The 22792-nt window shown below is 59.8% G+C and carries 19 protein-coding genes and 1 pseudogene; 16 read left to right on the top strand and 4 right to left on the bottom strand.

All coding sequences use genetic code 11. From position 1 onward, the window contains the following. Positions 1-178 precede the first annotated feature (178 nt). Positions 179-1879, top strand: coding sequence for an amidohydrolase (locus PPP56_RS11145; protein ID WP_353564120.1), 1701 nt, complete (start codon positions 179-181; stop codon positions 1877-1879). A 121-nt stretch (positions 1880-2000) separates the two neighbouring features. Here PPP56_RS11145 and PPP56_RS11140 read toward each other — a convergent pair whose 3' ends face one another. Together PPP56_RS11140 and PPP56_RS11135 are read right to left on the bottom strand one after the other, a co-directional pair. Then, positions 2001-2945 carry a tetratricopeptide repeat protein gene (locus tag PPP56_RS11140; protein WP_353564119.1) on the bottom strand — a complete coding sequence of 315 codons (945 nt, stop codon included), beginning with the start codon at positions 2943-2945 and terminating at the stop codon, positions 2001-2003. A gap of 69 nt (positions 2946-3014) precedes the next feature. Beyond that, positions 3015-3695, bottom strand: coding sequence for a YiaD family glycine zipper/OmpA-like lipoprotein (locus PPP56_RS11135; RefSeq protein WP_353564118.1), 681 nt, complete (start codon positions 3693-3695; stop codon positions 3015-3017). Positions 3696-4499: 804 nt separating this feature from the next. Here PPP56_RS11135 and PPP56_RS11130 point away from each other — a divergent pair. The 3 genes from PPP56_RS11130 (at position 4500) to PPP56_RS11120 (ending at position 9385) form a co-directional block, all read left to right on the top strand. Further along, positions 4500-5507, top strand: coding sequence for a sugar phosphate nucleotidyltransferase (locus PPP56_RS11130; protein WP_353564117.1), 1008 nt, complete (start codon positions 4500-4502; stop codon positions 5505-5507). 170 nt (positions 5508-5677) lie between these two features. Then, positions 5678-8128 carry an endonuclease MutS2 gene (locus PPP56_RS11125; RefSeq protein ID WP_353564116.1) on the top strand — a complete coding sequence of 817 codons (2451 nt, stop codon included), beginning with the start codon at positions 5678-5680 and terminating at the stop codon, positions 8126-8128. 504 nt (positions 8129-8632) lie between these two features. After that, positions 8633-9385, top strand: a complete 753-nt coding sequence (locus tag PPP56_RS11120) for a response regulator transcription factor (RefSeq protein ID WP_353564115.1) — start codon at positions 8633-8635, stop codon at positions 9383-9385. Positions 9386-9648: 263 nt separating this feature from the next. Here the strand turns inward: PPP56_RS11120 and PPP56_RS11115 are convergent, their stop codons facing one another. Both PPP56_RS11115 and moaC read right to left on the bottom strand, forming a co-directional pair. Further along, positions 9649-10269, bottom strand: coding sequence for a hypothetical protein (locus PPP56_RS11115; RefSeq protein WP_353564114.1), 621 nt, complete (start codon positions 10267-10269; stop codon positions 9649-9651). A gap of 114 nt (positions 10270-10383) precedes the next feature. Further along, positions 10384-10872 (bottom strand): cyclic pyranopterin monophosphate synthase MoaC, encoded by a 489-nt coding sequence (gene moaC / locus PPP56_RS11110; protein WP_353564113.1) that lies wholly within the window; start codon positions 10870-10872, stop codon positions 10384-10386. Positions 10873-11195: 323 nt separating this feature from the next. On the opposite strand from moaC, the gene PPP56_RS11105 reads away from it, so the two are divergent. The 12 genes and pseudogenes from PPP56_RS11105 to PPP56_RS11050 form a co-directional block, all read left to right on the top strand. Further along, entirely contained in the window at positions 11196-13322 is a 2127-nt protein-coding gene (locus PPP56_RS11105) for a BatA domain-containing protein (protein ID WP_353564112.1), read from the top strand. Between the two features lie 163 nt (positions 13323-13485). Continuing rightward, positions 13486-13998, top strand: coding sequence for a hypothetical protein (locus PPP56_RS11100; RefSeq protein ID WP_353564111.1), 513 nt, complete (start codon positions 13486-13488; stop codon positions 13996-13998). A 114-nt stretch (positions 13999-14112) separates the two neighbouring features. Next, positions 14113-15459, top strand: coding sequence for a GTPase HflX (hflX, locus tag PPP56_RS11095; RefSeq protein ID WP_353564110.1), 1347 nt, complete (start codon positions 14113-14115; stop codon positions 15457-15459). Positions 15460-15774: 315 nt separating this feature from the next. Further along, entirely contained in the window at positions 15775-16437 is a 663-nt protein-coding gene (locus tag PPP56_RS11090; RefSeq protein WP_353564109.1) for a CBS domain-containing protein, read from the top strand. Between the two features lie 164 nt (positions 16438-16601). Next, positions 16602-17099: a hypothetical protein gene (locus PPP56_RS11085; RefSeq protein WP_353564108.1), complete on the top strand. Its 498-nt coding sequence runs from the start codon at positions 16602-16604 to the stop codon at positions 17097-17099. A gap of 259 nt (positions 17100-17358) precedes the next feature. After that, on the top strand, positions 17359-18258 hold the full coding sequence (locus tag PPP56_RS11080) for a universal stress protein (protein WP_353564107.1): 900 nt from the start codon (positions 17359-17361) through the stop codon (positions 18256-18258). Between the two features lie 98 nt (positions 18259-18356). Then, the gene (locus PPP56_RS11075; RefSeq protein ID WP_353564106.1) at positions 18357-19733 is read left to right on the top strand and encodes an NAD-dependent succinate-semialdehyde dehydrogenase; all 1377 of its coding nucleotides are present in this window, start codon (positions 18357-18359) and stop codon (positions 19731-19733) included. A gap of 357 nt (positions 19734-20090) precedes the next feature. Continuing rightward, positions 20091-20591: a hypothetical protein gene (locus PPP56_RS11070; protein ID WP_353564105.1), complete on the top strand. Its 501-nt coding sequence runs from the start codon at positions 20091-20093 to the stop codon at positions 20589-20591. 115 nt (positions 20592-20706) lie between these two features. Beyond that, the gene (locus PPP56_RS11065; protein ID WP_353564104.1) at positions 20707-21174 is read left to right on the top strand and encodes a LytR C-terminal domain-containing protein; all 468 of its coding nucleotides are present in this window, start codon (positions 20707-20709) and stop codon (positions 21172-21174) included. Positions 21175-21219: 45 nt separating this feature from the next. After that, a complete protein-coding gene (rsfS, locus tag PPP56_RS11060) occupies positions 21220-21774 on the top strand; it encodes a ribosome silencing factor (protein WP_353564103.1) in 555 nt (184 codons plus the stop codon). Positions 21775-21817: 43 nt separating this feature from the next. Then, positions 21818-22213: a DUF423 domain-containing protein gene (locus PPP56_RS11055; RefSeq protein WP_353564102.1), complete on the top strand. Its 396-nt coding sequence runs from the start codon at positions 21818-21820 to the stop codon at positions 22211-22213. A gap of 62 nt (positions 22214-22275) precedes the next feature. After that, positions 22276-22792: pseudogene (locus tag PPP56_RS11050) on the top strand (hypothetical protein); the annotation flags it as partial.

The following is a 22792-nucleotide window of genomic DNA, read 5'->3' as shown; positions in this document are numbered from 1 at the left end:
CCAAACGAATCGATAAATGCCGGGTTCAATGTTGCGACAGCGAATCCGTACAGGAATGTTGAAGAATTAGAATCATTTTGGATGCGAACGGGCTCGGCTTCCGGGCAGCGTTCGCATCTGCCCTGGGCGGCTGCTATCTTACATGAAAGCGCTTTTTCATTTACGCACAAACAGTTTTATGCACAAAAAACTTTCCGCGCTATCGGGTGGGCTCCTGGGCCTCTTTGCCTGCACGGCGCTCCTGCTCCTCTTTCTTCCTACTGCCGCACAGGCACAGGCCGACCGGGTGGTGCACAACGCCACCATCTACACGATGACGTCGGCCCACCCCACGGTCGAAGCTATGGCGATACGGGGCGAGCGGGTGCTCATGGTTGGCACCAACGAGCAGGTGCGGGGCGCCTACCCCGATGCGCCCACCCTCGACGCTGAGGGCCGCGCCATTGTGCCTGGACTCATCGACGCACACGGACACCTTACCGGACTGGCAGAAACGTTTCTGCAGGCCGATCTCGTTAGCGCTGGCTCGGTACCAGAGGTGATCGAGCGGCTTGAGGCGTTTGCTGACGACCTGCCCGAGGGAGCCTGGCTCGAAGGGCGTGGGTGGGATCAGAACGAATGGCCGGGCGAGGGCGACTTCCCGACCCGCCAGGATCTCGATGAGGCTTTCCCCGACCGTCCGGTCTACCTGGTGCGGATTGATGGCCACGCCGCGTGGGTGAACACCGCTGCGCTGGAGGCCGCGGGCTTCGACGCAATTGCCGCGATGGACGACCCCGAGGGCGGCGCCATCCGTCGCGATGCTGAAGGCATGCCTACCGGCATCCTGATTGACACCGCCATGCAGCCGGTCCGCGCTGAAATCCCGTCTCCCACGAGCGCCCAGCTCGACGACGCGCTCGACGAAGCCCTTGCTACGACGGCACGTCTGGGGCTGACCGGCGTCCACGACGCAGGCATCAGCCGGGCCAGCATCGAGCGCTACCAGCGATTCATCGATGCCGACCGCTTTCCGCTCCGCGTACATGCTATGGTTGATGGTCGCGGAGAGACGTTCGACCACTACTGCGCAGACGGGCTGATCCACGACTACGAGGGGCGCCTGAGCGTGCGCAGCGTCAAGTTCTACATGGATGGTGCACTTGGAAGCCGGGGAGCGGCGTTGTTGCACGACTACAGCGACGATCCCGGCAACGACGGCCTGCTAATGCGTTCCCCAGAAGGGCTTGAAGACGATGTGCGCACGGCGCTAAGATGTGGCTACCAGGTCAACACGCATGCTATCGGCGACCGCGGCAACCGTGAGGTGCTGAACGCTTATGCATTGGCACAAGAAGCACAGGGCACCGGGCCGGGGCGGCATCGGATTGAGCACGCCCAGGTGCTCGACCCGGAAGACATGGGCCGGTTCGTGGAACTGGGCATCATCGCCTCCATGCAGCCGATGCACGCAACCAGCGATATGGGTTGGGCTGAAGACCGGCTCGGAGCCGACCGGGTGCAGGGCGCTTATGCCTGGCAGTCGCTCAAAGAGCGGGGCGTGCGTCTTGCGTTTGGGTCGGACTTCCCGGTGGAACCGGTCGATCCGCTACAGGGCTTTCACGCTGCTGTTACCCGCCAAGATAGCAGCCACGAGCCGGAGGGAGGCTGGCAGCCGCTGGAGCGGATGGCCCGCTTCCAGGCACTGCGCGGGTTCACGCACGGCGCCGCCTATGCCGCCTTCAACGAAGACGACCGCGGACAGCTCGCGCCAGGCTACTACGCAGACTTTGTGATCCTGTCGGATGACATCATGCGTATCCCAGAGACCGAGATCCTGGATGCAGAAGTCATCGCTACGTATCTGGGAGGCGCTCCGATCTATGAACGCGATGAGTAACCCGGTGCTTTCGTAACACAGGCGTACATAAAAAAGCGGTCGATGGACACCTTCCATCGACCGCTTTTCCTTTTGGCGTTGATTGTGCGCTGGCAGCTACGACAGCGTATACGCTTCAAAGTTAGCTGCACTCATTCTCGAGATAGTGCTCGGCACGTGCGCGATAGTCGCCGAAGGCCGCGTCCTCAAAGGCCGCACAGGCCTCTTCGGTGTTGCCCATCTGAAACAGCGATTCTGCGATTACAAAGTGAAAGCGCGCTGCATCCGACCGGCTCCCCGTGTGCAGGTCGAGTCCCTGACGGGCATTGGCGATCGCATCGTCGTAGTCGCCTCGTTCGAAGAGGGCAACGGCACGGTAGAAGTACGAGCGATCGTTCGGATCGACAAACTCCTCGAGCGTGTCGAGCGCCTCAAGCGCATCCTCAATGTTGGCCGAGGTTACGTTGTCAGCCGAAAGCGCCTGAGAGGCCCGGAAGATATATTCGTCGCGTACACGTTCGGTCGCAAGACCAACGACGCGCTGGTTGCCTGTGTCTTCGCCGACACGCAGGGCTTCTTGCATATGCTCCATGGCAGCCTCCTCATTTTCAAGGCGGAGTTCGGCCAGTCCCATGCCGTAGAAGAAGTACGCATCTTCCGGATCGTAATTGGCTCCCTTTTCAAAGTGCATGAGCGCGTCTTCGTTGCGCTCGTCTTCAAGAGCGTTGTTGCCCCAGTTCTTTGCCATGCGTACAAGGTTATCAGCGATCTGGCGGCGCGCGCGGTTCTGTTCGGCCTCTTCGGCCAGGCTAATGGCTTCTTCTAAGCTGGCATAAGCCGTTTCATGGTTGCCCTGCTGCCCGGCCTGCATGCCTTGCTCGTAGGCTCGCTGCAGCTGCTGCGTAAGATCATCGCCTTCGCTCTGGGCAAGAGCAGGAAGCGAGAACGAAAGGAGCAAAGCCAGAGCCAGGCACGAAGCGCCTGCGCTACGTAGCATGCCAGAAAAAGGTACGGAGGTACGCATGGATAAAAGAATCTGTTGGACAAACACGGTAGTGGGGAGCGATTCGTTTGACAGAATGCTCATAGGAAGTCGACTCTGCGTATGTTTCATGGGAAGCATAACGGTACGGTGAGAAGCATCGAAGGGACAGCACTATTGCTGCTGTTGCACGCGGTTGCGATACTCTTCGCTGGCATATATGGCAACCTCTACCCGGCGATTCTGCTGGCGTCCTTCCGCGCTTGCGTTCGACGCAACAGGCTCCTCTTCGCCCCGTCCGAGCGCTGTCATGCGGCTGGGACGCACGCCCTGGTTGGCGAGGTAGGCATACGCAGCGTTGGCGCGACGTTCAGACAGGCCCTGGTTGTATGAGGCAGCGCCCTGTGAGTCGGTATGACCTACGATCATGAGTTCTGTGTCTTCGAAGTCGCGCACGCTCTGGGCCAGGTCAGAGAGGTTGCGGCGCGCGGCCGGGCGCAGCTCCGATGAGTCGAAGTCAAACAGGATACCGGATTCGAATGTGACTTTGATGCCTTCGCCAACGCGCTCGACCTCCGCATCCTCAAGCTCTTCGTCCAGCTCCTGGGCCTGGCGATCCATGCGCTGCCCGATAATCGCGCCAGCGGTGCCCCCAATCACAGCACCCAGGATAGCGCCCTCAGCCGTTCCCCCGGCGGCGCGTCCGATAGCGGCTCCGGCGGCGCCCCCAGCGCCTGTGCCTATAATAGCCCCTTGCTCCGTATTGCTGAGCGACTCACAGCCGGTCCAGAGTAACCCGCTCACAAGAAGCAAGGCAAGCAGTGCATAGGTAGAGTGTCGGAATCGGTGGCTCATAGACGAAGCAAAAAATAAGAGATAGAAAGAAACTGCCCGGTGATCGTAAGGCAATCGACACGAGAGCGTATGACAGGCGGGTGTAACACCGCAACCTGGGCAACAGCACGGCAGAAGCACGATGCTACGATACCGCATCTATACATACTACAACCCGTATGCCAGCGAGAAACAGAGCGCCTCAAACAGCCAGAAATCGTTGCAACGTGGTTGCGTGCCGAGTCTGGCGCACAGAAGTCGTTCAGAATAGTGTACACGACAGGCAGAGGGATGCGCACGATCTGGCACAGGGGCTGGCCATGGTACATGACAAAACTCACATGCTCCTTCACACACCCAGGTTTTCGTCATTCTGAGGAGCGCAGCGACGAAGAATCTCTTTGAGCCGAGCGGAAACAAGGACGGATCGCTGTCTCTCTGCGGTCTGATTCCGCCGATTCCGGGGAGATCCCTCGACTGCGCTCGGGATGACGTGCCGAGGGAGTGGGAAGGCCGGTTCTGTGCAGGCCGGTTCTGTGAAGGCTCGCTCAGGTGTTGTCGTGTACTGTGGGGGCTGGCACAGGGGAGCGTATGCGGTCGTTCGATCTGCTGACAGGGTTTGATCAAATATTTTTGGCAATCGTGCTGTGTTTCCCTGTATCATGCTCCCACAAAAGTTTTGTACAGCAAACCCTCTAATATGGCCTGTTGGGCGGCCTAACGCAGGCTGTACGCGGCTTGTACGTCGCGTGCAGAACATGCCGGATCGCACAGGGTGCTACAAGAGGGGCTTTCACTATCTTTAGACTTCTCACCCGAACGATCATGAAGCTAATTATTCCAATGGCCGGGCGCGGCACACGCGTTCGCCCGCACTCGCATGTCACGCCCAAGCCTCTCCTTTCCGTACGGGGCACGTCGATCGTGGAGCGCATCGTCGATACCTTCTCAGAGGCAATCGAAGCAGATATCGACACAGGGGTGTTTGTGCTCGGGCCCGACTTCGGACAGGAAGTCCGGGACGATCTTACGGCGATCTGCGAGCGCAACGACATGCAAGCCGAGTTTGCCGTACAAGACGAAGCGCTCGGCACCGCACATGCAGTTGGATCTGCCGAGGAATACCTTAACGGAAGCGGCATCGTCGTCTTTGCCGATACGCTCTTTGGGATGAGCGATACCGTTTCGCTCGAAGGAGCCGACGTGACCATGTGGGTGCGCGAGGTCGATGATCCGAGCCGCTTTGGCGTTGCTGTGCGTGAGGGAGAGCAGGTTGTCCGTCTCGTTGAGAAGCCGGATGAGCCCATCTCGAACGAGGCAATTATTGGGATCTATCACGTCGACGATCTTGCCTGGCTGCATCGGGAGATTGAGTACCTCATCGAAAACAATATTCGCGGAAAGGGCGATGAGTACCAGCTCACTGATGCATTCGACCGCATGCTCCAGGAAGGAGCGGTGTTTAAGACAGCATCGGTCGATGCATGGATGGACTGCGGCACGATCCCGTCGCTTCTCGACACAACCCGGCGGATGCTGGAGCGCGAGCCTGAAGACAACCACCAGGGAACTGTAACCAACAGCGTGATTCACGAGCCGGTATTCATTGGTCCCGGTGCGGTTGTAGAAGATGCTGTTGTCGGCCCCAATGTGTCAATTGAAGCGGGGGCCACGGTGCGCAGTGCGGTTGTGCGCGACAGCATCGTGTTTGCCGAAGCGACCGTCGCCAACGCGGTCCTCGAAGAAACCCTTGTCGGCCAGCATGCCACGGTCGACCCTGCTCCGACCGTGTTGAACGTCGGCGACCATAGCCACGTGGGGCCCCGCTCGTAACATGGGGGCACGCGTCATGAACATGTAAAATCGTAGCTTCGGGCGTGGGCACAGGCACCTGTTCCGAGCCCGGTCCGTTACGTTGATGCGGTCGATGCCAGCAGCGCTGGCGTCGACCGTCTGTTTTGCGGCCTGCCGCTTTGTTTTACCTGGTACAGTTTACAGTTAGGATGCACACATACCCCGTCTCCATCGAAGAAAAGCTCGGTTTCGACATCGTTCGGCGTCGGCTGGGTCAGCTGGTCAAAGGCGCGATGGGGCAAGAGCGTCTCGACGGCATGACACCCGCACGGACGCAGGGCTGGCTGGCCTCCGAACTCGACCGGGTGCATGAGTACCAGCAGGCCTTGCAGTTTGATACGGCTCCTCCGCTGCAGCACGTGCATGACATTCGTGAAGTGCTACGCAAAGCGCGTCCCGAAGACGCGTACGTTTCTGCTGAAGCCCTGCATGCGGTGCGGCAGGTGCTCGTAACCAGTCAGCGCATCGCCCGCTACTGCGCCGACCGCCGGGCCGACTACCCGTCGCTGGCCAAGAGCGCGCGTCGCATCGATCCGCTCGACGACGTAGAAGCGCACCTGAAGGCCGTAATCGATGACGACGGCACCGTACGCGACGACGCCTCCGACGCGCTGCTACGCATCCGGCGCCAGATCCGCGACCGGCGCAACGCGCTGCGCCGCACGCTCAACCGCGAGCTGCAGAAAGCAATCGGGAAAGGATATGCGACCGAAGACCAGCCGACCCTGCGAGCCGGACGCATGGTCATCCCCATCCGGGCCGAAGCGAAGCGCAAGGTAGACGGGTTTATCCACGACAGCTCAGCAACCGGGCAGACGGTATACATTGAGCCGGCGGCATGCCTGCAGCTGAACAATGAGGTAAGCGAGCTAAAGGCCGACGAGCGGAACGAGATCGAACGCATCTTGCGAGCCGCTACCGCGCGCATCCGCCATACGGCCGATGCTATCCAGACGAATCTACAGGTGCTTGCCCAGTTCGACCTGACGCAGGCCAAGGCCCGCCTGGCTAACGAGATCGATGCCCACGTCCCGAACCTGAACGACGACGGACACGTTGCGCTCGAAGAGGCTCGGAACGCAGCGCTGGTATTACATCGCTTGCATAACGACACGCCCGACGCCGACGAACCCATCGTGCCGCTCACGCTGGAGCTGGGGCGCGAGTTTAGCACGCTGGTTATTACCGGGCCCAATGCTGGCGGGAAGACCGTGGCGATGAAAACGGTCGGCCTCTGCTCGCTCATGGTTGCCTACGGACTGCCCATTCCGGCGCTGCCGCACAGCTCGCTGCCGCTCTGGTCGAAGCTTATCGTTGACATCGGCGACGAGCAGTCGATCGAAGATGACCTCTCGACCTTTAGCTCGCACGTGGCCAACTTGCGCCACATGATGCGCAACGCGACCCCGAACACGCTCGTGCTGATCGATGAAGCGGGCACAGGCACCGACCCCGAGGCAGGGGGCGCGCTGGCGCAGGCGCTGCTGGAGCGGCTCACCGACACAGGCGTGCGCACCATGGCCACGACCCACCACGGTGCTCTGAAAGCCTATGCCTACGAGGCAGAGGGCGTAGAAAACGGGTCGATGGTGTTCGACCAGGAGACGCTTGCGCCCACCTACCAGTACCAGCAGGGCGTGCCCGGGTCGTCGTACGCGTTCGAGATTGCCCAGCGTATGGGACTCGACACCTCGCTCATCGATCGGGCGCGAACCCTGGCGGGTGAGCAGACGGCTGCGCTGGAGGAGCTTGTGAAGACCTTCGAGACCCGGACGCAAAAGCTGGAGCAACGCCTGCGCAAAGCGGAGGAAGCCCAGCGCCGCGCCGAATCGGAACGAGAGCGCATGCAGCAGAAGCGCACCTCCATCGAGAAAGAGCGTGAGAAGTATCGTCAGCAGGCGCTCGAAGAAGCCGAGCGCATTGTGAACGAGGCCAATGCGCGCGTCGAGCGCACCATCCGAGAGATTAAGGAAGCTGAAGCCGAACGCGAGGCCACCAAGGCCGCCCGCGAGCGGCTTGAGGACTATAAGACCGAGGTGCACGAGCGCAGTGCCGAGGCCGAAGAGGAAAAGAGCTCAGCTTCGTCTTCCCAAAAACAGCCTGAATCCGCAACGTCAGACGATAAGGCTGCGCCCGCAGAAGCCGACGGACCGATTCAGGAAGGCGACCAGGTCGTGGTCGACGATGGGACGACCGAGGTGGAGGTGCTTGAGCTTGAGGACAACGAAGCGCTCGTTGGCGCTGGACCCATGCACATGCGCGTTCCTCTGCATCGACTCACAAAAGTGGGCAGCGCGCGCGACCGATCAGAGGCCAACGGCAGTAGCTACAGCACACCTATGACGGCGCTTCAGGCCTCGCATCGCATTGACATACGCGGCGAACGCGTAGAAGAGGCGCTTCTTACCGTGCAGCACTTCATCGACGATGCCGTTGCTGCGCAGCTTAACCAGGTTGAGATTCTGCATGGCAAGGGAACGGGCGCGCTGCGAGAAGCAATCCACGAACAACTCCGCGAGCGTCCCGATGTAGCTCACTTCGACATCGCACCCATCGAAGAAGGGGGCGCGGGCGTTACGCACATCACGCTTGCCTCGTAGTATAGTGTCAACGGTCAATGTGTGGGTTAGAATATGCCTCGTCCACGTAGTGTCATCTTGAGCAAAGCGGCTCCGCCAAGGAGACGCGGAGTCCTGACACGAGCGAAGCGACTGATGAACGCAGTGAATAAAGATCTCCCCCGAAGTGGGCAGGGCCCTGCCCATCTGGCGGTACCAAGCCCCGAGGAGATGGTTCGACTCCTGGCTTCGCCGTTCGCTCACCATGACAGGCTTCGTGGAGGGATGATTGCAGAGCGACTATCACAATGAGCATTGACACAGCAGTAGACACGGTTCGGAATCCAAAAATCCAAACAGGTGCACGGTGCTGTCAGCATTGTTTCATTGCCGACACGAAATATCGGCACACAATTAGGGCGTGGCTGTTTGTGTATGATAAGTATTTGCAACCGTGGGTTGTAGTGTGCTATTATTAGCAAACTGCCAAAAGCACTGCAGCCACTGCGCTGTTCACTGATCTGCCCGTACCCGCTTCATCGCGCTATGAAAAATGCCCAGTCCCCCCGCATCCTGATCGTCGAAGACAACGAAGAGCTAAGCACCAGCCTGATGCTCTATCTGGAGTCGCAAGATTACGACGTGACCATGACAACCGATGGCGAGTCGGGGCGTGAAGAGGCGGTGTCGCTTCCGGGATACGACCTCATCATTCTCGATGCCAAGCTGCCCGACCGAGACGGCTTTGCAGTGCTGCGCCAGGCCCGGGCTGAAGGCGTACAGACTCCTGTCTTGATGCTCACCGGGCTGGGCGACCACGAGCACAAGATGCAAGGCTTTCAGTCGGGCGCCGACGACTACCTCACCAAGCCGTTCGCGACGGAAGAGCTCATGGCACGCATCGAAGTGCTGCTTCGGCGCGAGGCCCAAGCGACCGAAGAAGGCGGTGTGTTTGAGGTGGGAGGGCTCCGCGTTGACCTGAATCAGCAGAAGGTTACGCGAGACGGCGAGCCGGTTAAGCTCACCGATCTGGAGTATGCACTGCTTGAGTATCTCATTCGCCGGCGTGGACGCACGGCCACACGCGAGCAGATCCTGCGCGACGTGTGGAACCTACCCGCCGAAGTGGAAACACGCACCATCGATCGCCACGTGAATGCCCTGCGCGATGTCATGGATGGCGACGAAGAGTCGACGTGGGCGATCCGCAGTGTCTATGGAATCGGCTACAAGTTGATTGGAGCCACGCGTGTCGAAGACGAGTCGCCCGACGAAGATACCGAAGCGGCGAGCGTGTAGAGACATGTAGAACGAAGAGAGTTGGGCAGCAATGGGCTCCGAGCATCATGCATTGAGCATCGCATTCGCTTACCGGGGTCTGCCAGATAGCCCGCCAAGCCGTCTGGCAAGCCGTTCGTTAATCTACTACCCGTCAACTAACGAAGGGGAGGACGCAATGTCCTTCCCTTTTTTCGTGTCGCACCTGGAGTACTGTACCTGGAACGGCACCGCTCCGAGCAGGCCTTTTGAGCTTTACACATGAGCTTCTTGTCGCGAGCGCCTCACGTGTCGTCTGACGTATCGCCCGGAAGTCCGCCTTGTCGGGTGTAGGCCAGCATAAGCTTGGCATGTGCAACGATAGGCGCATGAACGGGAAGCTCTTGCAGCCGCTCCTGCGGCGTCGTAGGCAGGCCGGGCGGGCTTACGCGGCCCATCCACAATTCCAGCTTGTCGCCCAGCGCCCGCGGACCCGGAAATTGGCCTTCGGGGAAGTGCGTTTCGTAGAAGCGCTGCTTTTTGGCAAGGCGCTCACGCACCGCCTCGCCGGTAGCAGCCAGGTCAGGATCCTCCTCTTCAACCATAGCGTGTCCGATCAGGTAGTCGCGGTACTGAAAGGGCAGGCGAAGCAACACCGGTTCCAGCGCCTCGGCCTGCTCCGGTTCGGCACGCAGACCCACGGCCACCGCCCGCGCTGTTACGGTAGCAAGCAGGCACAGCGTCTCCTCGGCCACCAGGTCGGGCTCGGTGCTCTCAATAGAACCAATGGAGCGTAGCACAGTGTGCGTTACGTTCTGCGTGCATGAAAGCGTGCCCAGCGCCGCGAACGTGCTCAGCTGTGCTACGCGGGATGCCAGAGCAGACGTTGTTGCTGCGTCATCGGCAGAAGCGTCGGTCGAAGCCATAGATCAGACAGAAGTTAAAGGGGTAGCGTGAAAAGACAGCCGTCCGGAGCGTGCCAGACAATTGGGCAATACTGGGCAATATTGGGCAATACCGGCCAATGCAGAGCGAGCGCGTTACTCACTCGATTTCCAGTTCCCGCTCTGTCCGCCGGTCTTGGCCAACAGATGAACGTCGTTGATGCGAATCTCTTTTGTCACCGACTTGCACATGTCGTGAATGGTCAGCGCGGCAATCGACACTGCCGTCATCGCTTCCATCTCCACGCCAGTGATGCCTTTCGACTTCGTGAATGCGCGTATTTCAATGGCATGATTTTCAGCATCCAGCGTAAACTCGACCTCTACACCGTCGATCTGCACATCGTGGCACAGGGGCAGCAGCTTGCTCGTCTGCTTCGCACCCATGATCCCCGCGATCTGGGCCACGCTCAGCACGTCCCCTTTGCGGATGGTTTTGTTCTCTACACGTTCAAACGCTTCAGGGCCAAGAACAACGGTGCCGGTGGCAACAGCAGTGCGCATCGAGTCGGGTTGGTCAGAGACATCAGTCATACGAATGCCGCCTTGCAGGTCAGCGCGAGTTAAGGGGGGCGAGTCGGTCATAAGGAAGGTATCGGGAAAGCAAAGAAGAAAGCACAGACGGTGCGTACACGCTGTGTAGCCATAAGCCACAAGGTCTGTACCATAAACGATACAGCGCACGATACGGAAAAGCGATGCTTCATGTTTTGTACAGATGCAACGGCCTCGAATAATTTAACGGTAGCATCAGTGTAGCATCAGCTTAGTATCAGTTTGGCATTAGGGGGATGCGGGCGGAAGCAAGCATCACGCAGGGGCAGATGCGTATCGTGCAGGAACTGCATGTTCAAAGGCTCGGTTCTACCACAGGTCCGTATTCTGCCCGCTATCTGGCGTATCGCGCTGTGACGTTTCTCAACCCGTTGGTGCTGCTTGCACTTGCTGCTGTAAGCATTCCGCTTATGCTGCACCTCTTCAACCTGCGCAAACCGCAACGGGTGGACTTCAGTTCGCTCGCTTTTGTGCAGACCATTGAGAAGGCAGCTGTACAGAAGATCCAGGTCAAACGGTGGCTGCTGCTGGCACTGCGCATGCTTGCAATTGCGTTCCTGGTGCTTGCGTTTGCACGCCCGTACTGGGGCAGTGGTGATGGCACGCTCTTTGGCCCCGACGCCCGCTCGGCGCTGGGCGTCGTTGTAGACAACAGCTCCTCGATGCAGCAAGACGGTCCGAGCGGTCCCTATCTCGACCAGGCCGTACAGCGAGCGCAGGGCGTACTGCGCACCATGGACACAGGCGACCAGGCCGGCATCTGGGCCACCGTGCCTGCGCCCGACCAGACAGCGGGGCTGGTGCGCACCCGCAACGCCGCACAGGCCGACCTCGATGCCGTTGCACCGCGTGGGGGCACCCCGCCACTGGCACAGCGTGCCCTCGATGCTGCACAGCGCGTCTCCGAATCGGGACAGCCACGCAAGGTAGTGTATGTCGCCTCCGACTTCCAGCGCACACGCCTGGGCGACTCGCTCCGCACGGCCTGGCCCGACGACGTGGCGCTGGCTCTGCTCCCGGTCGACACGCAGCCTCGCGCCAACACCGGTATCACCGATGTACGCGTGGCCAGTCCGATTGTGGAGGCTGGGCAGCCTGTCGACGTAGAGGCGCAAATCGAACACCGTGGAGCGACAGCAGGCGAACAGGCCGTCTCGCTGTATTTCGAGGATGAGCGTGTTGCCCAGGCAACGGTTTCGCCTGCCGACGGAGAAACCGTTACGGCGACATTCACAGCTACTCCTGCTTCGCGTGGATGGGTGCGCGCTCGCGTCGAGCTCGAAGGCGACGCCTTTGCCCCCGACGACGCCCGCTATCTTTCGTTTTTCGTTCCGGAAACCCGCCGCATCCTTCTCGTGCGCGGCCCAGGGCAGTCCACGCGGTTCGTAGAGCTGGCGCTCTCCGATGCCGTCACCGGAAGCGACCTTACTTTTGAGACCCGCGTCATCAACCGCAACGCCCTCGCACAGGCCGATCTGAGCTCATACGACGCGGTGCTCCTTGTCGGACCGGAACGCGTCGCGTCGGGCGAGCGGGCGCGTCTGCAGCAGTATGTTGAGGCAGGAGGGGGCGTTCTGCTCTTCCCCCACCCCACGCCTGATGCCGAAAGCTACTCCGCCCTCTTTGCGTCGTGGGGCGGGGGGACCGTGCGAGGCATCAGCGGAGCGCCAGGAGGCGACACGTCGGTTGCTACGCTGGAGCAAGCGGCGTTTGACCATCCGCTGTTTACTGGCATGTTCGACACCAGCGACCCGACCCGAAGCCCCTCCCTCGAACGGCCTGCCATCTGGGCCGCACTCGACTGGACGCCGCGTGGCGGACAGGGGCAGACGCTGATCGCGCTCTCTACCGGGGCACCGTTTCTCTACGAGTGGCCGGTCGGAGCCGGGCGCGCATTGACGGCCGCGGTAGCGCCGACCCTCGACTGGAGCGAACTTCCAACCCGTGGGCTCTTCGTTCCGCTGCTCTACCGGTCGATCTTTTACGTAACAGCCGGAGCCTCCGTAGAAGGCGCTTCAGCAACAACCGGCGTTCCCACTTCCCACACGCTGCGTGGGCTATCTCCACAGGCCGAAGTTACGCTCGAAGGGCCCGGCGATCAGCGCACCCGCCTCGATGTTACGCCGCGCCCAGGCGGAGCCAGCGTGGCGATTCCGGGCCTGTCGGCGTCCGGGGTCTACGCCCTGCGTACGGAGCAAGAGGTGCTGCAGCACCTGGCCGTGAACCACGACGCGGCACTGACCGACCTGCGCCCGGCATCTGCCGACGAAGCCGTCGCGCACTATGAATCGCTCGGCATCGCGAATGTACAGGCACTGTCGGTAGACGCACGTCCCGAAGCCGTTGCGGAGGCGCTCGACCAGCAGCAAGCAGGCGGGGCGCTCTGGAACGTCTTTATGATGCTGGCGTTGATTTTTGTGATAGCAGAAACAGCTGTATCCCGCCTATGGACGCCAGAAACGGCGTCTCGCACGTCTTAGAGCCCGTTTGGATTTCTCTGGGGGCGCCCGTTGGGAGCCCAAATAAAGAACCAAAACAAGCGTTTAATCAGGCTGTGCGTACGCCGGGTAACCGTTCCTCTCTTAACGGCAGCAACCCGTGTTTGCAGCGGCCCACCTTATTGCAGTTGCAGTTGCCACTGTAGTGACTTCGACACTTATGCTTGTCGCGGTAATCAGTCGCCTGCGCGTTCGGCGCCCGCTGCTTGCATGGCGCACAGGCCTGCTTGGGGGACTTCCCCTGAGTCCGGTTCTTTTTCTGACGGCTGTTGCAGCCGGTATGACCATGGCATGGGAGCCAGGAGCGAAGATCCACCCGGTGCTGGCGCTTGGATACCCAGCTATCGGACTTTTTTGGTTTGTTGCGCTCTGGCATGCACGTACTACGCTCATTACAGAGTACGGCATTGTGCACGATGTGGTGCGCATAAGCCGCGCCGTGCCATGGGGGCGCATCGTTGACTACAGCACGACTCCCACCGCGTTGGGTGGCGCGCACTTTATCTTTTTTTACCGCACGCAAAGCGGCGTGAAACGACTCGATATAGACGTGCCAGATCGGCAGCGCGCTGCCTTCGAGAAGGTCGTAAAGCGAAAACTCGATGACCGCTTTGCCTTCTCGCTGCGAGCTTCCTACAGTCGGCACCCGTCCAGATAAGCGCTGAGCCAGCCGCACTGGCTGCAACACCCACCTCCCCCGTTCGTAAAACCTCCACACGACAGGTGCCATGCCTGTCTTCGTTATACTCCCGCATAATGCCCCATTGCCTCTTTGATTGCAACCTCTCCAGATACGACTGAAACGGCCATTATCGTTGGCGTTATTACGCCCGACACCTCACGCTGGGCCGTGCGTGACAATCTCAATGAACTGGAGCAGCTGGCCCGTACCGCCGGAGCGCACGTTACCGACCGCGTCACGCAGTCGCGTACGCGCATCGACCCGGCGACCTTCATCGGTTCGGGAAAAGTGAACGAGATCAAACGGCTGGTTGCGGAGCAAGGAACCGACCTGGTCATCTTTGACGATGACCTGGCGCCGGTGCAGATTCGCAACATCGAGCGCAAGATGGATGCGAAGCTGCTCGACCGCTCAGCCCTGATTCTCGACATATTTGCTGGACGGGCTCAGACAGCCGCTGCAAAAACACAGGTAGAGCTGGCACAGCTGCACTATCTGCGCACGCGACTGACGCGCCGCTGGACGCACCTTTCCCGCCAGAAAGGAGGAATTGGAACCAAGGGTCCGGGGGAGACGCAGATCGAGACCGACCGGCGGCTCATCGACAAACGTATTGCGACGCTGCGGGAAAAGCTCGATAAGATTGACCAGCAGCGCATGACGCAGCGCAAGGCGCGGCGGTCGTACACGCAGGTGTCGCTTGTTGGCTACACCAATGCCGGAAAGTCGACGCTCATGAACGCCATGGCCGATGAAGACGTCTTCGCTGAAGATCAGCTCTTTGCGACGCTCGACGCCACCACGCGCAACATTACCCTGGATGGGGTCGAGGAGGTTCTGCTTTCAGACACGGTCGGTTTCATCCGAAAGCTGCCACACCGGCTCATCGAGAGCTTTAAGAGCACGCTCGACGAGGTGCGCGCCAGCGACCTGCTCATGCATGTGGTTGACGTAACCCACCCTCGTTTTGAGGACCACATGCAGGTCGTCGAAGATACGCTTGAGGAATTGGAGGCGCACGACATCCCGCAGCTGCTGGTCTTCAACAAAGTCGACGCGCTCGACGATACGCACTTGCTCCGTGCGTTGCGACGCGACTACCCGGATGCTGTATTTGTGTCAGCACTGCGTGGGATTCGCGTGGAAGAGCTCAAAGAAGAGCTGCTGGCACTTATTCGTAAGGACTATGTGGAGCGCACCGTTGTAATACCGGTGACCGAGCCAGCACTCATCGCACGTGTGCATCGCGTTGCCGAAGTTCTCAATGAGGAGTACGTGTACACAGATGAAAGTTCTAACGGGGTGCAAAAGCCGCAGGCGGTTGCGCACATCACGTATCGTGCATCAGACAAGCAAGATCAGCGGCTCGTCGAAATGGTTGATGCGCTTGAGTTTGGGCAGCACGAAGACCCGCAGCCAGCCGAAGTTCCGGCATAGCTGCAGGACGTCCCAAACACACAGGTCGCCGCAACGGCGCGTTCAGCTCAGACAAGCAGAGCGATCGTGCATTCAAGGCCGTGCCCATTGCACAGGCTCCTTGCCCACCAGTTCACTATTAGGGCCTGCACTTGATAGCTGAGGCGCCATTTTGCCTGCACCGCCTCAACATCACGCCTTAATATCATGCTCCAACATCAAGTGTGTCGAGCCTGAAATATGACAGGGCCTGGGGCACAACGGCATAGGCTTTGCAGTACATTACAGTGATCGTAATTCTTACCACTGACCCGCCGGTACCCCCGGACGAGTGCCATGAAAGTCCGCAACGCCATACATGGAGACACCCCTGCACTCAACGTGACAGACACGGTGGGGGAAGCCCTTGGAGCGCTCATGGAGCACCATCTGCGTCATCTTCCTGTTGTGGATGACTCGAACCGCCTCATCGGGATCATGTCAGAAGAAGCGCTAATGACCGCTGATTCGCACACAACGCCTATCGATGGTCTGGTAGCACGCCAGCCGATCGCTGTACATCCCAACGACCATGTGTTCGATGCCGCACGCACTATGGTGCGCCACGGGCTCAGTACCGTTCCGGTTGCCGATGCAGAGGAGCAGTACGTAGGATTGATTCGGCGCCACGACATCTTCGATACGTTTGCGCGGATGCTCTCCACGCAGGCATCGGGAGCCATTCTCGCACTTGAGGTAGATCCGCGCGACTATGCACTGGCTAAACTGGTGCACCTGATCGAGCAGAACGACGCCAAGGTGCTGGCCGTGGCATCCGAAACGCCCGGGCAAACCAATGCTCAGAAGCACCGCGTTACGCTGAAGCTAAACGTGACAGATACAACACGCCTTCGTCACGTGCTTGAACACAATGGCTACGAAGTGGTCGCGTCTTTCGGAGACGATGACGACGAACTGGCCGAACGGGTTGAAGCCTTCATGCACTACCTGGAGGTGTAGCGCCGTGGTGTAAGAGCCTGCCGTGTCGGCATGCTGCGACAAGGCAACGTCGCAGATGAACGGGACGTGCGGGCTCTGCCTAAAACGTAGGCACGACGCTTCGGTCTATTCCGTACTGTATCGAGGCCTGCTCTGTCACTCATTTCATAACACCGCATACGATCGTGGCTACAGACTTTCCCTCCGCCAACGCCGTCCTCGAATCGATGACGCTCCTGGCTACGCTGTCAACAGCCTCCGATGTCCACCAGGCGGTAGAGGAACGCCGGTTAGGCCGAGACCCCAGTGCGCAGGAGACCGTGACGGAAGCCGAGGCACGCATTCGTTTGATGCGCACTGCGCTGTCGAATACAGCGCTCTACCTGCTGCGAAGCGACGTGGCCGACGCATCCAGCCAGCACCAGATGGCAGCGGTTGTGCGTCACTTTGACGAGCGCATGAACGTGTACCGCATGGGGCAGTGGGTGCACGACGTTCATCAAGCACTGCTCAGCCTGTACCCCCGAGTTTCCGAAGCATTGGTAGAGGAAGCACGCCTTGTAGCCGACCAGGCCGCGGCCCTCGCCGAAGCGCCTGCCGATGTTTTTGTAGACGAACTCCACGCCATCGCGCAGCAAGCGCTAAGCCTGATTGCGTGGACGGAGCGCGAAGTGGGGCTGTAGAGCCCGCTTCCTGCAATCACTTCTTAAGCGCAAGTCTTTTTTGTGAGGGACTGTAAGAGAACCCCCCACACGCAGATGCAGGTGCTCCTATTGTGTGATGCATGTGCAACACGCATATTAGAGATGCGGGGTGTGTACATTGCTCCGTATATCCCCTGTGGTATGAACACGGCATCGCGAATGTAGACGGAACCGTAGCGTGTGCACGTCATGCAGCAGATGGTGCTTGTATCCCCAATGACTCACTGACCAGACCAACATGGCTCACTTTTCGCACGTTGTTTCAGCTGTCGACTTTTCGCCAGCTACGGATTCGCAGCTTAAGTATCTGGGTAAGCTGCAAGAACTTGGAACGACGACCGTTACCCTGATGCATGTGCTCGATGCCCGTTACGGGCAGGGCCCCGACGAAGACCGGAAGCAAACCTACAAAGACCTGCTTGAGGAAAAAGCCGAGGCGCTTCGTGAACAGGGGATTACCGTGCATACGAAACTCGGCACCGGGGCGCCGGCCGAGTTCATCGTAGACTATGCACGCGACGAACAGGCTGATCTCATCCTGCTGGCCTCGCGGGGGCACAACATGCTGAAGCGGCTCCTGATTGGATCGACGGCTGCGGAAGTGCTACGCCTCACCGAAACCCCGGTCTTGCTCGACCAGGTAGAGCCGTCCGACGAAGACGGGGCGGCCAAACGCACCAAGGCGCGAACCAACGGATTTGATCGCATACTGCTGGCCACCGACTTCTCGCCGTCGGCTCGGAGCGCCGAAGACATGGCCGTGTCGTTGGCCCAGGAAGGGGCCGAGCAGGCTGTTTTTATGACGGTTCGCAACACAAATAAAAACCTGGTAACCATTGAGCTGGCACGTAAAAAACTTAACCGCCTTGTAGAACGAGCCGGATCTCATGCAACGTCGATCGTGAGGTCCGACGGGGGCGACCCGGCTGATGTGATCACGGAAACGGCAGATGAGCACGAAAGCACGCTGCTGATCGTGGGCAAACAGGGCCGAGGCAAGCTCGAAGACCGGATCACGGGAAGCACGGCCAGCACGCTCGCCAAAAAAGCGAACCGCCCAGTTCTTATGGTGCCGCGTGTGTCTGAGAGCACGCGCCAGGCAGCTTCGAAGCAAAAGGATGCGGCCCTCAATGAGTAGCAGGTATAGGGCGGCGCCACGAGCAGGCGCCGCCCGTTAGATTGCGCGCCCATCGCCGCACGAACACGTTCTGCCCTACTGCACGCCCTCTCCCGCTTATGCGCCTTACGTTCACATCTACGAATCCGGCTACCAACACAACGTTGCGCACGTATAAGGCGCACACCGACAGCGAGGTCGAGGCCCGGTTAGATAGAGCCGAACAGGCCGCAGCGCTGCAGCGATCGCGTTCCTTCGAGGAGCGGGCAACCCGCCTGCATGCCCTCGCCGACGCACTCGAAGCGCGCTCAGACGAGTGGGCCGAGCTGATGACGCGCGAGATCGGCAAGCCCATCCGGCAGGCCAAAGGAGAAGCCGAGAAGTGCGCACTCGTGTGCCGGTACTACGCGAACAACGGAGCCGATATGCTGGCCCATGAGCCCGTCGACACAGAGGCACGCCGCTCCTACGTGCGATACGAGCCGCTCGGTCCGGTGCTCGCCGTGATGCCCTGGAACTACCCGTTCTGGCAGTGCTTCCGGTTCGGCGCACCGGCGCTCATGGCAGGCAACACAATGCTGCTGAAGCATGCGCCCAACGCAATGGGATGCGCCGACGCGATTGAGCAGCTCTGTATTGAGGCCGGATTCGATCGTGGAGAGGTGCAGACGCTTCGCATCGGTACAAACGCTGTAAGCGACTGCATTGCCGACCGCCGCGTGCGGGCGGTTACGCTCACCGGAAGCGTAGAGGCCGGCAAGGCCGTTGCACAACAGGCAGCGGCTCACCTGAAACCGACCGTGCTCGAACTCGGGGGCTCCGACCCGTTCATCGTCCTGGCGGATGCGGACCTCGACGCCGCTGCCGATGTTGCGGTGCGCGCTCGCATGCAGAACAACGGACAAAGCTGCATTGCTGCAAAGCGTTTCATTGTGGAGGCTCCCATTGCGGATGCGTTTACAGAACGTGTCGTCGATGCCGTAGAGGCCCTCACCGTGGGCGACCCTTCGCATCCCGACACCGACATCGGACCGCTCGCTCGCGCCGATCTTCGCGATACGGTTCTCGATCAGGTTGAGCGCGCTGTTGATGATGGCGCTACGCGCGAAGCTACGGGCACCGTTCCCAACAGCGATGGCTTCTACGTGCCTCCGACGGTGCTCACCAACGTGCTTCCAGGCAGCGTTGCCTTCACCGAAGAAATATTCGGTCCGGTGGCCTCCATTGTCGTTGCTGCCGATGCCGAAGATGCCGTGGAGCTGGCCAACGACACCCGTTTTGGGCTCGGTGGTACGGTCTTCACGCGTAACGTAGACCAGGGCGAGGCGATCGCGCAGCAGCTAAATACGGGCTGTGCCTTTGTGAACAAAATGGTAAAGAGCGATCCGCGCCTTCCGTTTGGCGGTATTAAAGACAGCGGATACGGACGCGAACTTGGCGTGCAGGGGATCCGTGAGTTCGTGAACGTGAAAACCGTGTGGGTGTCTGATCACTGATTCAGGAAGCCGCTCGCAGCGCCTCGGCCAAGGCGCTCTTTGTGCCGCTCATCCAGATCTGAGCGAAGCGACGCACAAAATAATCTATCCGTCCTTCTGATAACGTCAATCACTTCAGGATTGGCGACTACCCCTAACATGGACAATACACCCTCGTGATGAACCCGGCAATGCACCGTGACTCCGGCTTTGCTATACATCACGAACCGGTTTGCGAATAACGAACAAACGCACGCTATGTGGGTAGCCTTTATGTGTATGTAGATTCCTACACCTGGCTACCGGTATCCTTTCTATTTTGGACTCTTGAGGTGAACGCCCATGCGCATGTTCTTTTCTCTGCTCTGTCTTGTTTTGATGCTCAGTGTGCTGCAGCCTGCTGAGGCGCAGCTGCGTGATACAGCGAACGGACCGGCTCCGACCGCACTGTATGACGAGGGGGCCAGTACCAACCTCCTGAACACGCTGTTCAGCGACGACCACTTCCGCATGTCGCACACGTACGAGATGTCCATGTCGCGCTTTGGCGGGAATACCGCCTCGCTTGGCATGTACACCAACAGCATGATGTGGCAGTTTAACGAGCAGTGGGCTGCCCGTGTCGATGTAAGCTTGGCCCACTCGCCGTTCGGAGGCAACGACATGTTTGGCAACCAGACCGACGCCCAGGTCTTCTTGCGCAACGCCGAGGTGGCCTATCGCCCGTCTGAAAACATGGAGTTTCGGTTCCAGATGCAGCAGAGCCCCCACGGAAGCTACATGAGTCCATACGGAGGCTACGGCATGCGTGGCGCACACATGGGAATGTCGACCATGCCGGGCACGGCAGGCCACAGCAACCTGTTCTGGCGCAACTAATACGCTGTCTCCCACAGGCCCATTTGCCAGAGCTACGGCTTGCCAGAGCCCCGGCTTCGAAAGACGATGCGCCTGTACACAGCACGCGGCTTATCATGACTTGCATGTTTTGCGTATGAGCAATGCAAAACCACGCACCCGAAATATCGCTCTGAACGTCGGCTTAGTCGTTCTGGCCATGGTGTGCGCGGTACTGCTCTACAGCCTCATTGCGCGGCCAGGAGGTGCCCCGACGGCTAACCCGGACCGAGCGGCGGCGTCCGACGATCTGGTTGGATCCGTGATCCAGGTTGAGGTGCGCAACGGCGTCGGCATCGCTGGTCTGGCTGCAACCGTCATGCAGCACCTGCGCGACGACGGGTTCGACGTCGTAGAGGTTGGCAACCATAGCTCGTTCGATGTCGAGCGCACACAGATCATTGACCGCATTGACGATATGGAGTCTGCCCGCCGCGTTGCGCAGGCGCTCGGGGTGGATCCAGAGCACGTAACCCAGGATGTCCGTGAAGATCTCTACCTCGATGCTACGGTGCTGATCGGAAGCGATTACGAGACCCTTCGCCCGTTTCAGCAAACCGAGTAACCATCAATACGCAAACGCACGCACTGAACCTAATGCCCTCTTTACATGGCTGCTTCTGATCTGTCTTCTCCTGCAACGTCTTCCGCCAATACGCCCTCGCGCCGCCCACCACGCAATCCCGGGCATCTCATCGCAGCACACGCTGTTGATGCGATGGCCGAAAAAAAGGCGACTGACATCGTTGTTCTCGATCTGCGTTCCGTAGCGGCAATGGCAGACTTCTTTGTGATCGGGACAGGCGGTTCAGATGTGCAGATTCGCGCCATTGCCAATGGCGTCATGCAGCGCGTTAAAGAAGAGTGCGAGGAGCGCCCCTGGCAACGTGAAGGTATGGAAGCCCTTGAATGGGTCGTGCTCGACTACGTCGATGTCGTTATCCACATCTTCAATAAAGAAAAACGTGAGCACTATAATATCGAACGCCTCTGGGGCGACGCCGATCGCAGCGAAGTCCCTGAAGAGGGTGATGCTTCTGATGTAGCACTCCTGCAGTCTCTGCTCAAACCGTCTCGCACCCCAAAAACCGAACGCGCCGATAGCGAGTCCAAGAGCAATCTCGATGCCGATGTGAATACCAGCACCGAGACCAACGAAGCGTAGCGCCTTCCAACCGTTTGTAACTTGCTTGTACGCCTAACTGTCTATGATTCGCTTCTTTCTGGTAGCTGGAGCCATACTGGCCGGACTTGCGGTAGCCCTCGGTGCTTACGGCGCGCACGGACTGGAGGCGCGTGTTACTCCTGAGCGTGTCGATACCTTTAACACCGGCGTGCAGTACCACATGTATCACGCCGTCGGCCTTATCATCGTAGGGGCCCTGCTCGCCATTGGGGCGCCATCCACGGTGTTCTGGGCCGGCGTCAGTTTCTTAGTTGGCATCGCGTTCTTCTCGGGGAGCCTGTATACGCTTGTACTCACCGATACACCCGTGCTGGGCGCTGTAGCTCCCGTGGGGGGCGTCGCATTCATCGTAGGATGGCTGCTCGTTGCATGGGCCGCATTTACAGGATCAATAGGCGGCGATATGACGCTGCCCTAACGACGCTGCCCGGACCACTGCAGGTGCATATGTGCTACGCGAGTATAGAGCAAGTCAGTCGTATGCTTCGTCTTCTTCTTATAGGATGCGTAGCGTTTATAGGATGCGTAGCGTGCGCAGCCCCCCTGCATGCGCAAGATGCCTCAGGGCAGAGCGCAGTAGAGAACGGTGAGGCGTACTTCCACCGCGCAGCGCAGCACTACCTTGCCGAAGACCTCGACGCAGCCCGCGAAACCGTGGCTGAGGGCCTGCAGATCGCGCCTGACCATCCCAAGCTGCACGCGTTGAACGAGCAGCTCAACGCACATCCGCCCGATGCCGATAGCGAAGCAGATCCCGACGGTGCCCCAGATGAGCGCGGCGATGGGGAAGGCGATGAAGCAGGCGATTCCACTGGAGAGCGCGATGCCGACGAACCCTCCGACGAACTCACTGATGAGGAACGCGAAGATGAGTCGGGGGAAGCCCCCGATTCACCCTCTGCGGACATGCCGCCTTCTGACGATGCAGACCAAAGCAACAACGGGGGGGCAGCAGAGCAAGACGGCCGCTCCGAGACCTCCCCAGGCGATGAAGCGG

It is taken from the genome of Longimonas sp. (assembly GCF_040409695.1).
Taxonomy (GTDB): domain Bacteria; phylum Bacteroidota; class Rhodothermia; order Rhodothermales; family Salinibacteraceae; genus Longimonas.
Note: the sequence above shows the minus strand (reverse complement) of the source record. Positions and strands in the feature narration are given on the sequence as shown.

What these genes read in the sequence shown, in the direction of transcription:
- PPP56_RS11145 (WP_353564120.1), top strand. Translation starts at nt 179, where the DNA reads ATGCACAAAAAACTTTCCGCGCTATCGGGTGGGCTCCTGGGCCTCTTT.
- PPP56_RS11140 (WP_353564119.1), bottom strand. Translation starts at nt 2,945, where the DNA reads ATGAGCATTCTGTCAAACGAATCGCTCCCCACTACCGTGTTTGTCCAA.
- PPP56_RS11135 (WP_353564118.1), bottom strand. Translation starts at nt 3,695, where the DNA reads ATGAGCCACCGATTCCGACACTCTACCTATGCACTGCTTGCCTTGCTT.
- PPP56_RS11130 (WP_353564117.1), top strand. Translation starts at nt 4,500, where the DNA reads ATGAAGCTAATTATTCCAATGGCCGGGCGCGGCACACGCGTTCGCCCG.
- PPP56_RS11125 (WP_353564116.1), top strand. Translation starts at nt 5,678, where the DNA reads ATGCACACATACCCCGTCTCCATCGAAGAAAAGCTCGGTTTCGACATC.
- PPP56_RS11120 (WP_353564115.1), top strand. Translation starts at nt 8,633, where the DNA reads ATGAAAAATGCCCAGTCCCCCCGCATCCTGATCGTCGAAGACAACGAA.
- PPP56_RS11115 (WP_353564114.1), bottom strand. Translation starts at nt 10,269, where the DNA reads ATGGCTTCGACCGACGCTTCTGCCGATGACGCAGCAACAACGTCTGCT.
- moaC (WP_353564113.1), bottom strand. Translation starts at nt 10,872, where the DNA reads ATGACCGACTCGCCCCCCTTAACTCGCGCTGACCTGCAAGGCGGCATT.
- PPP56_RS11090 (WP_353564109.1), top strand. Translation starts at nt 15,775, where the DNA reads ATGAAAGTCCGCAACGCCATACATGGAGACACCCCTGCACTCAACGTG.
- PPP56_RS11080 (WP_353564107.1), top strand. Translation starts at nt 17,359, where the DNA reads ATGGCTCACTTTTCGCACGTTGTTTCAGCTGTCGACTTTTCGCCAGCT.
- PPP56_RS11075 (WP_353564106.1), top strand. Translation starts at nt 18,357, where the DNA reads ATGCGCCTTACGTTCACATCTACGAATCCGGCTACCAACACAACGTTG.
- PPP56_RS11070 (WP_353564105.1), top strand. Translation starts at nt 20,091, where the DNA reads ATGCTCAGTGTGCTGCAGCCTGCTGAGGCGCAGCTGCGTGATACAGCG.
- PPP56_RS11065 (WP_353564104.1), top strand. Translation starts at nt 20,707, where the DNA reads ATGAGCAATGCAAAACCACGCACCCGAAATATCGCTCTGAACGTCGGC.
- rsfS (WP_353564103.1), top strand. Translation starts at nt 21,220, where the DNA reads ATGGCTGCTTCTGATCTGTCTTCTCCTGCAACGTCTTCCGCCAATACG.
- PPP56_RS11055 (WP_353564102.1), top strand. Translation starts at nt 21,818, where the DNA reads ATGATTCGCTTCTTTCTGGTAGCTGGAGCCATACTGGCCGGACTTGCG.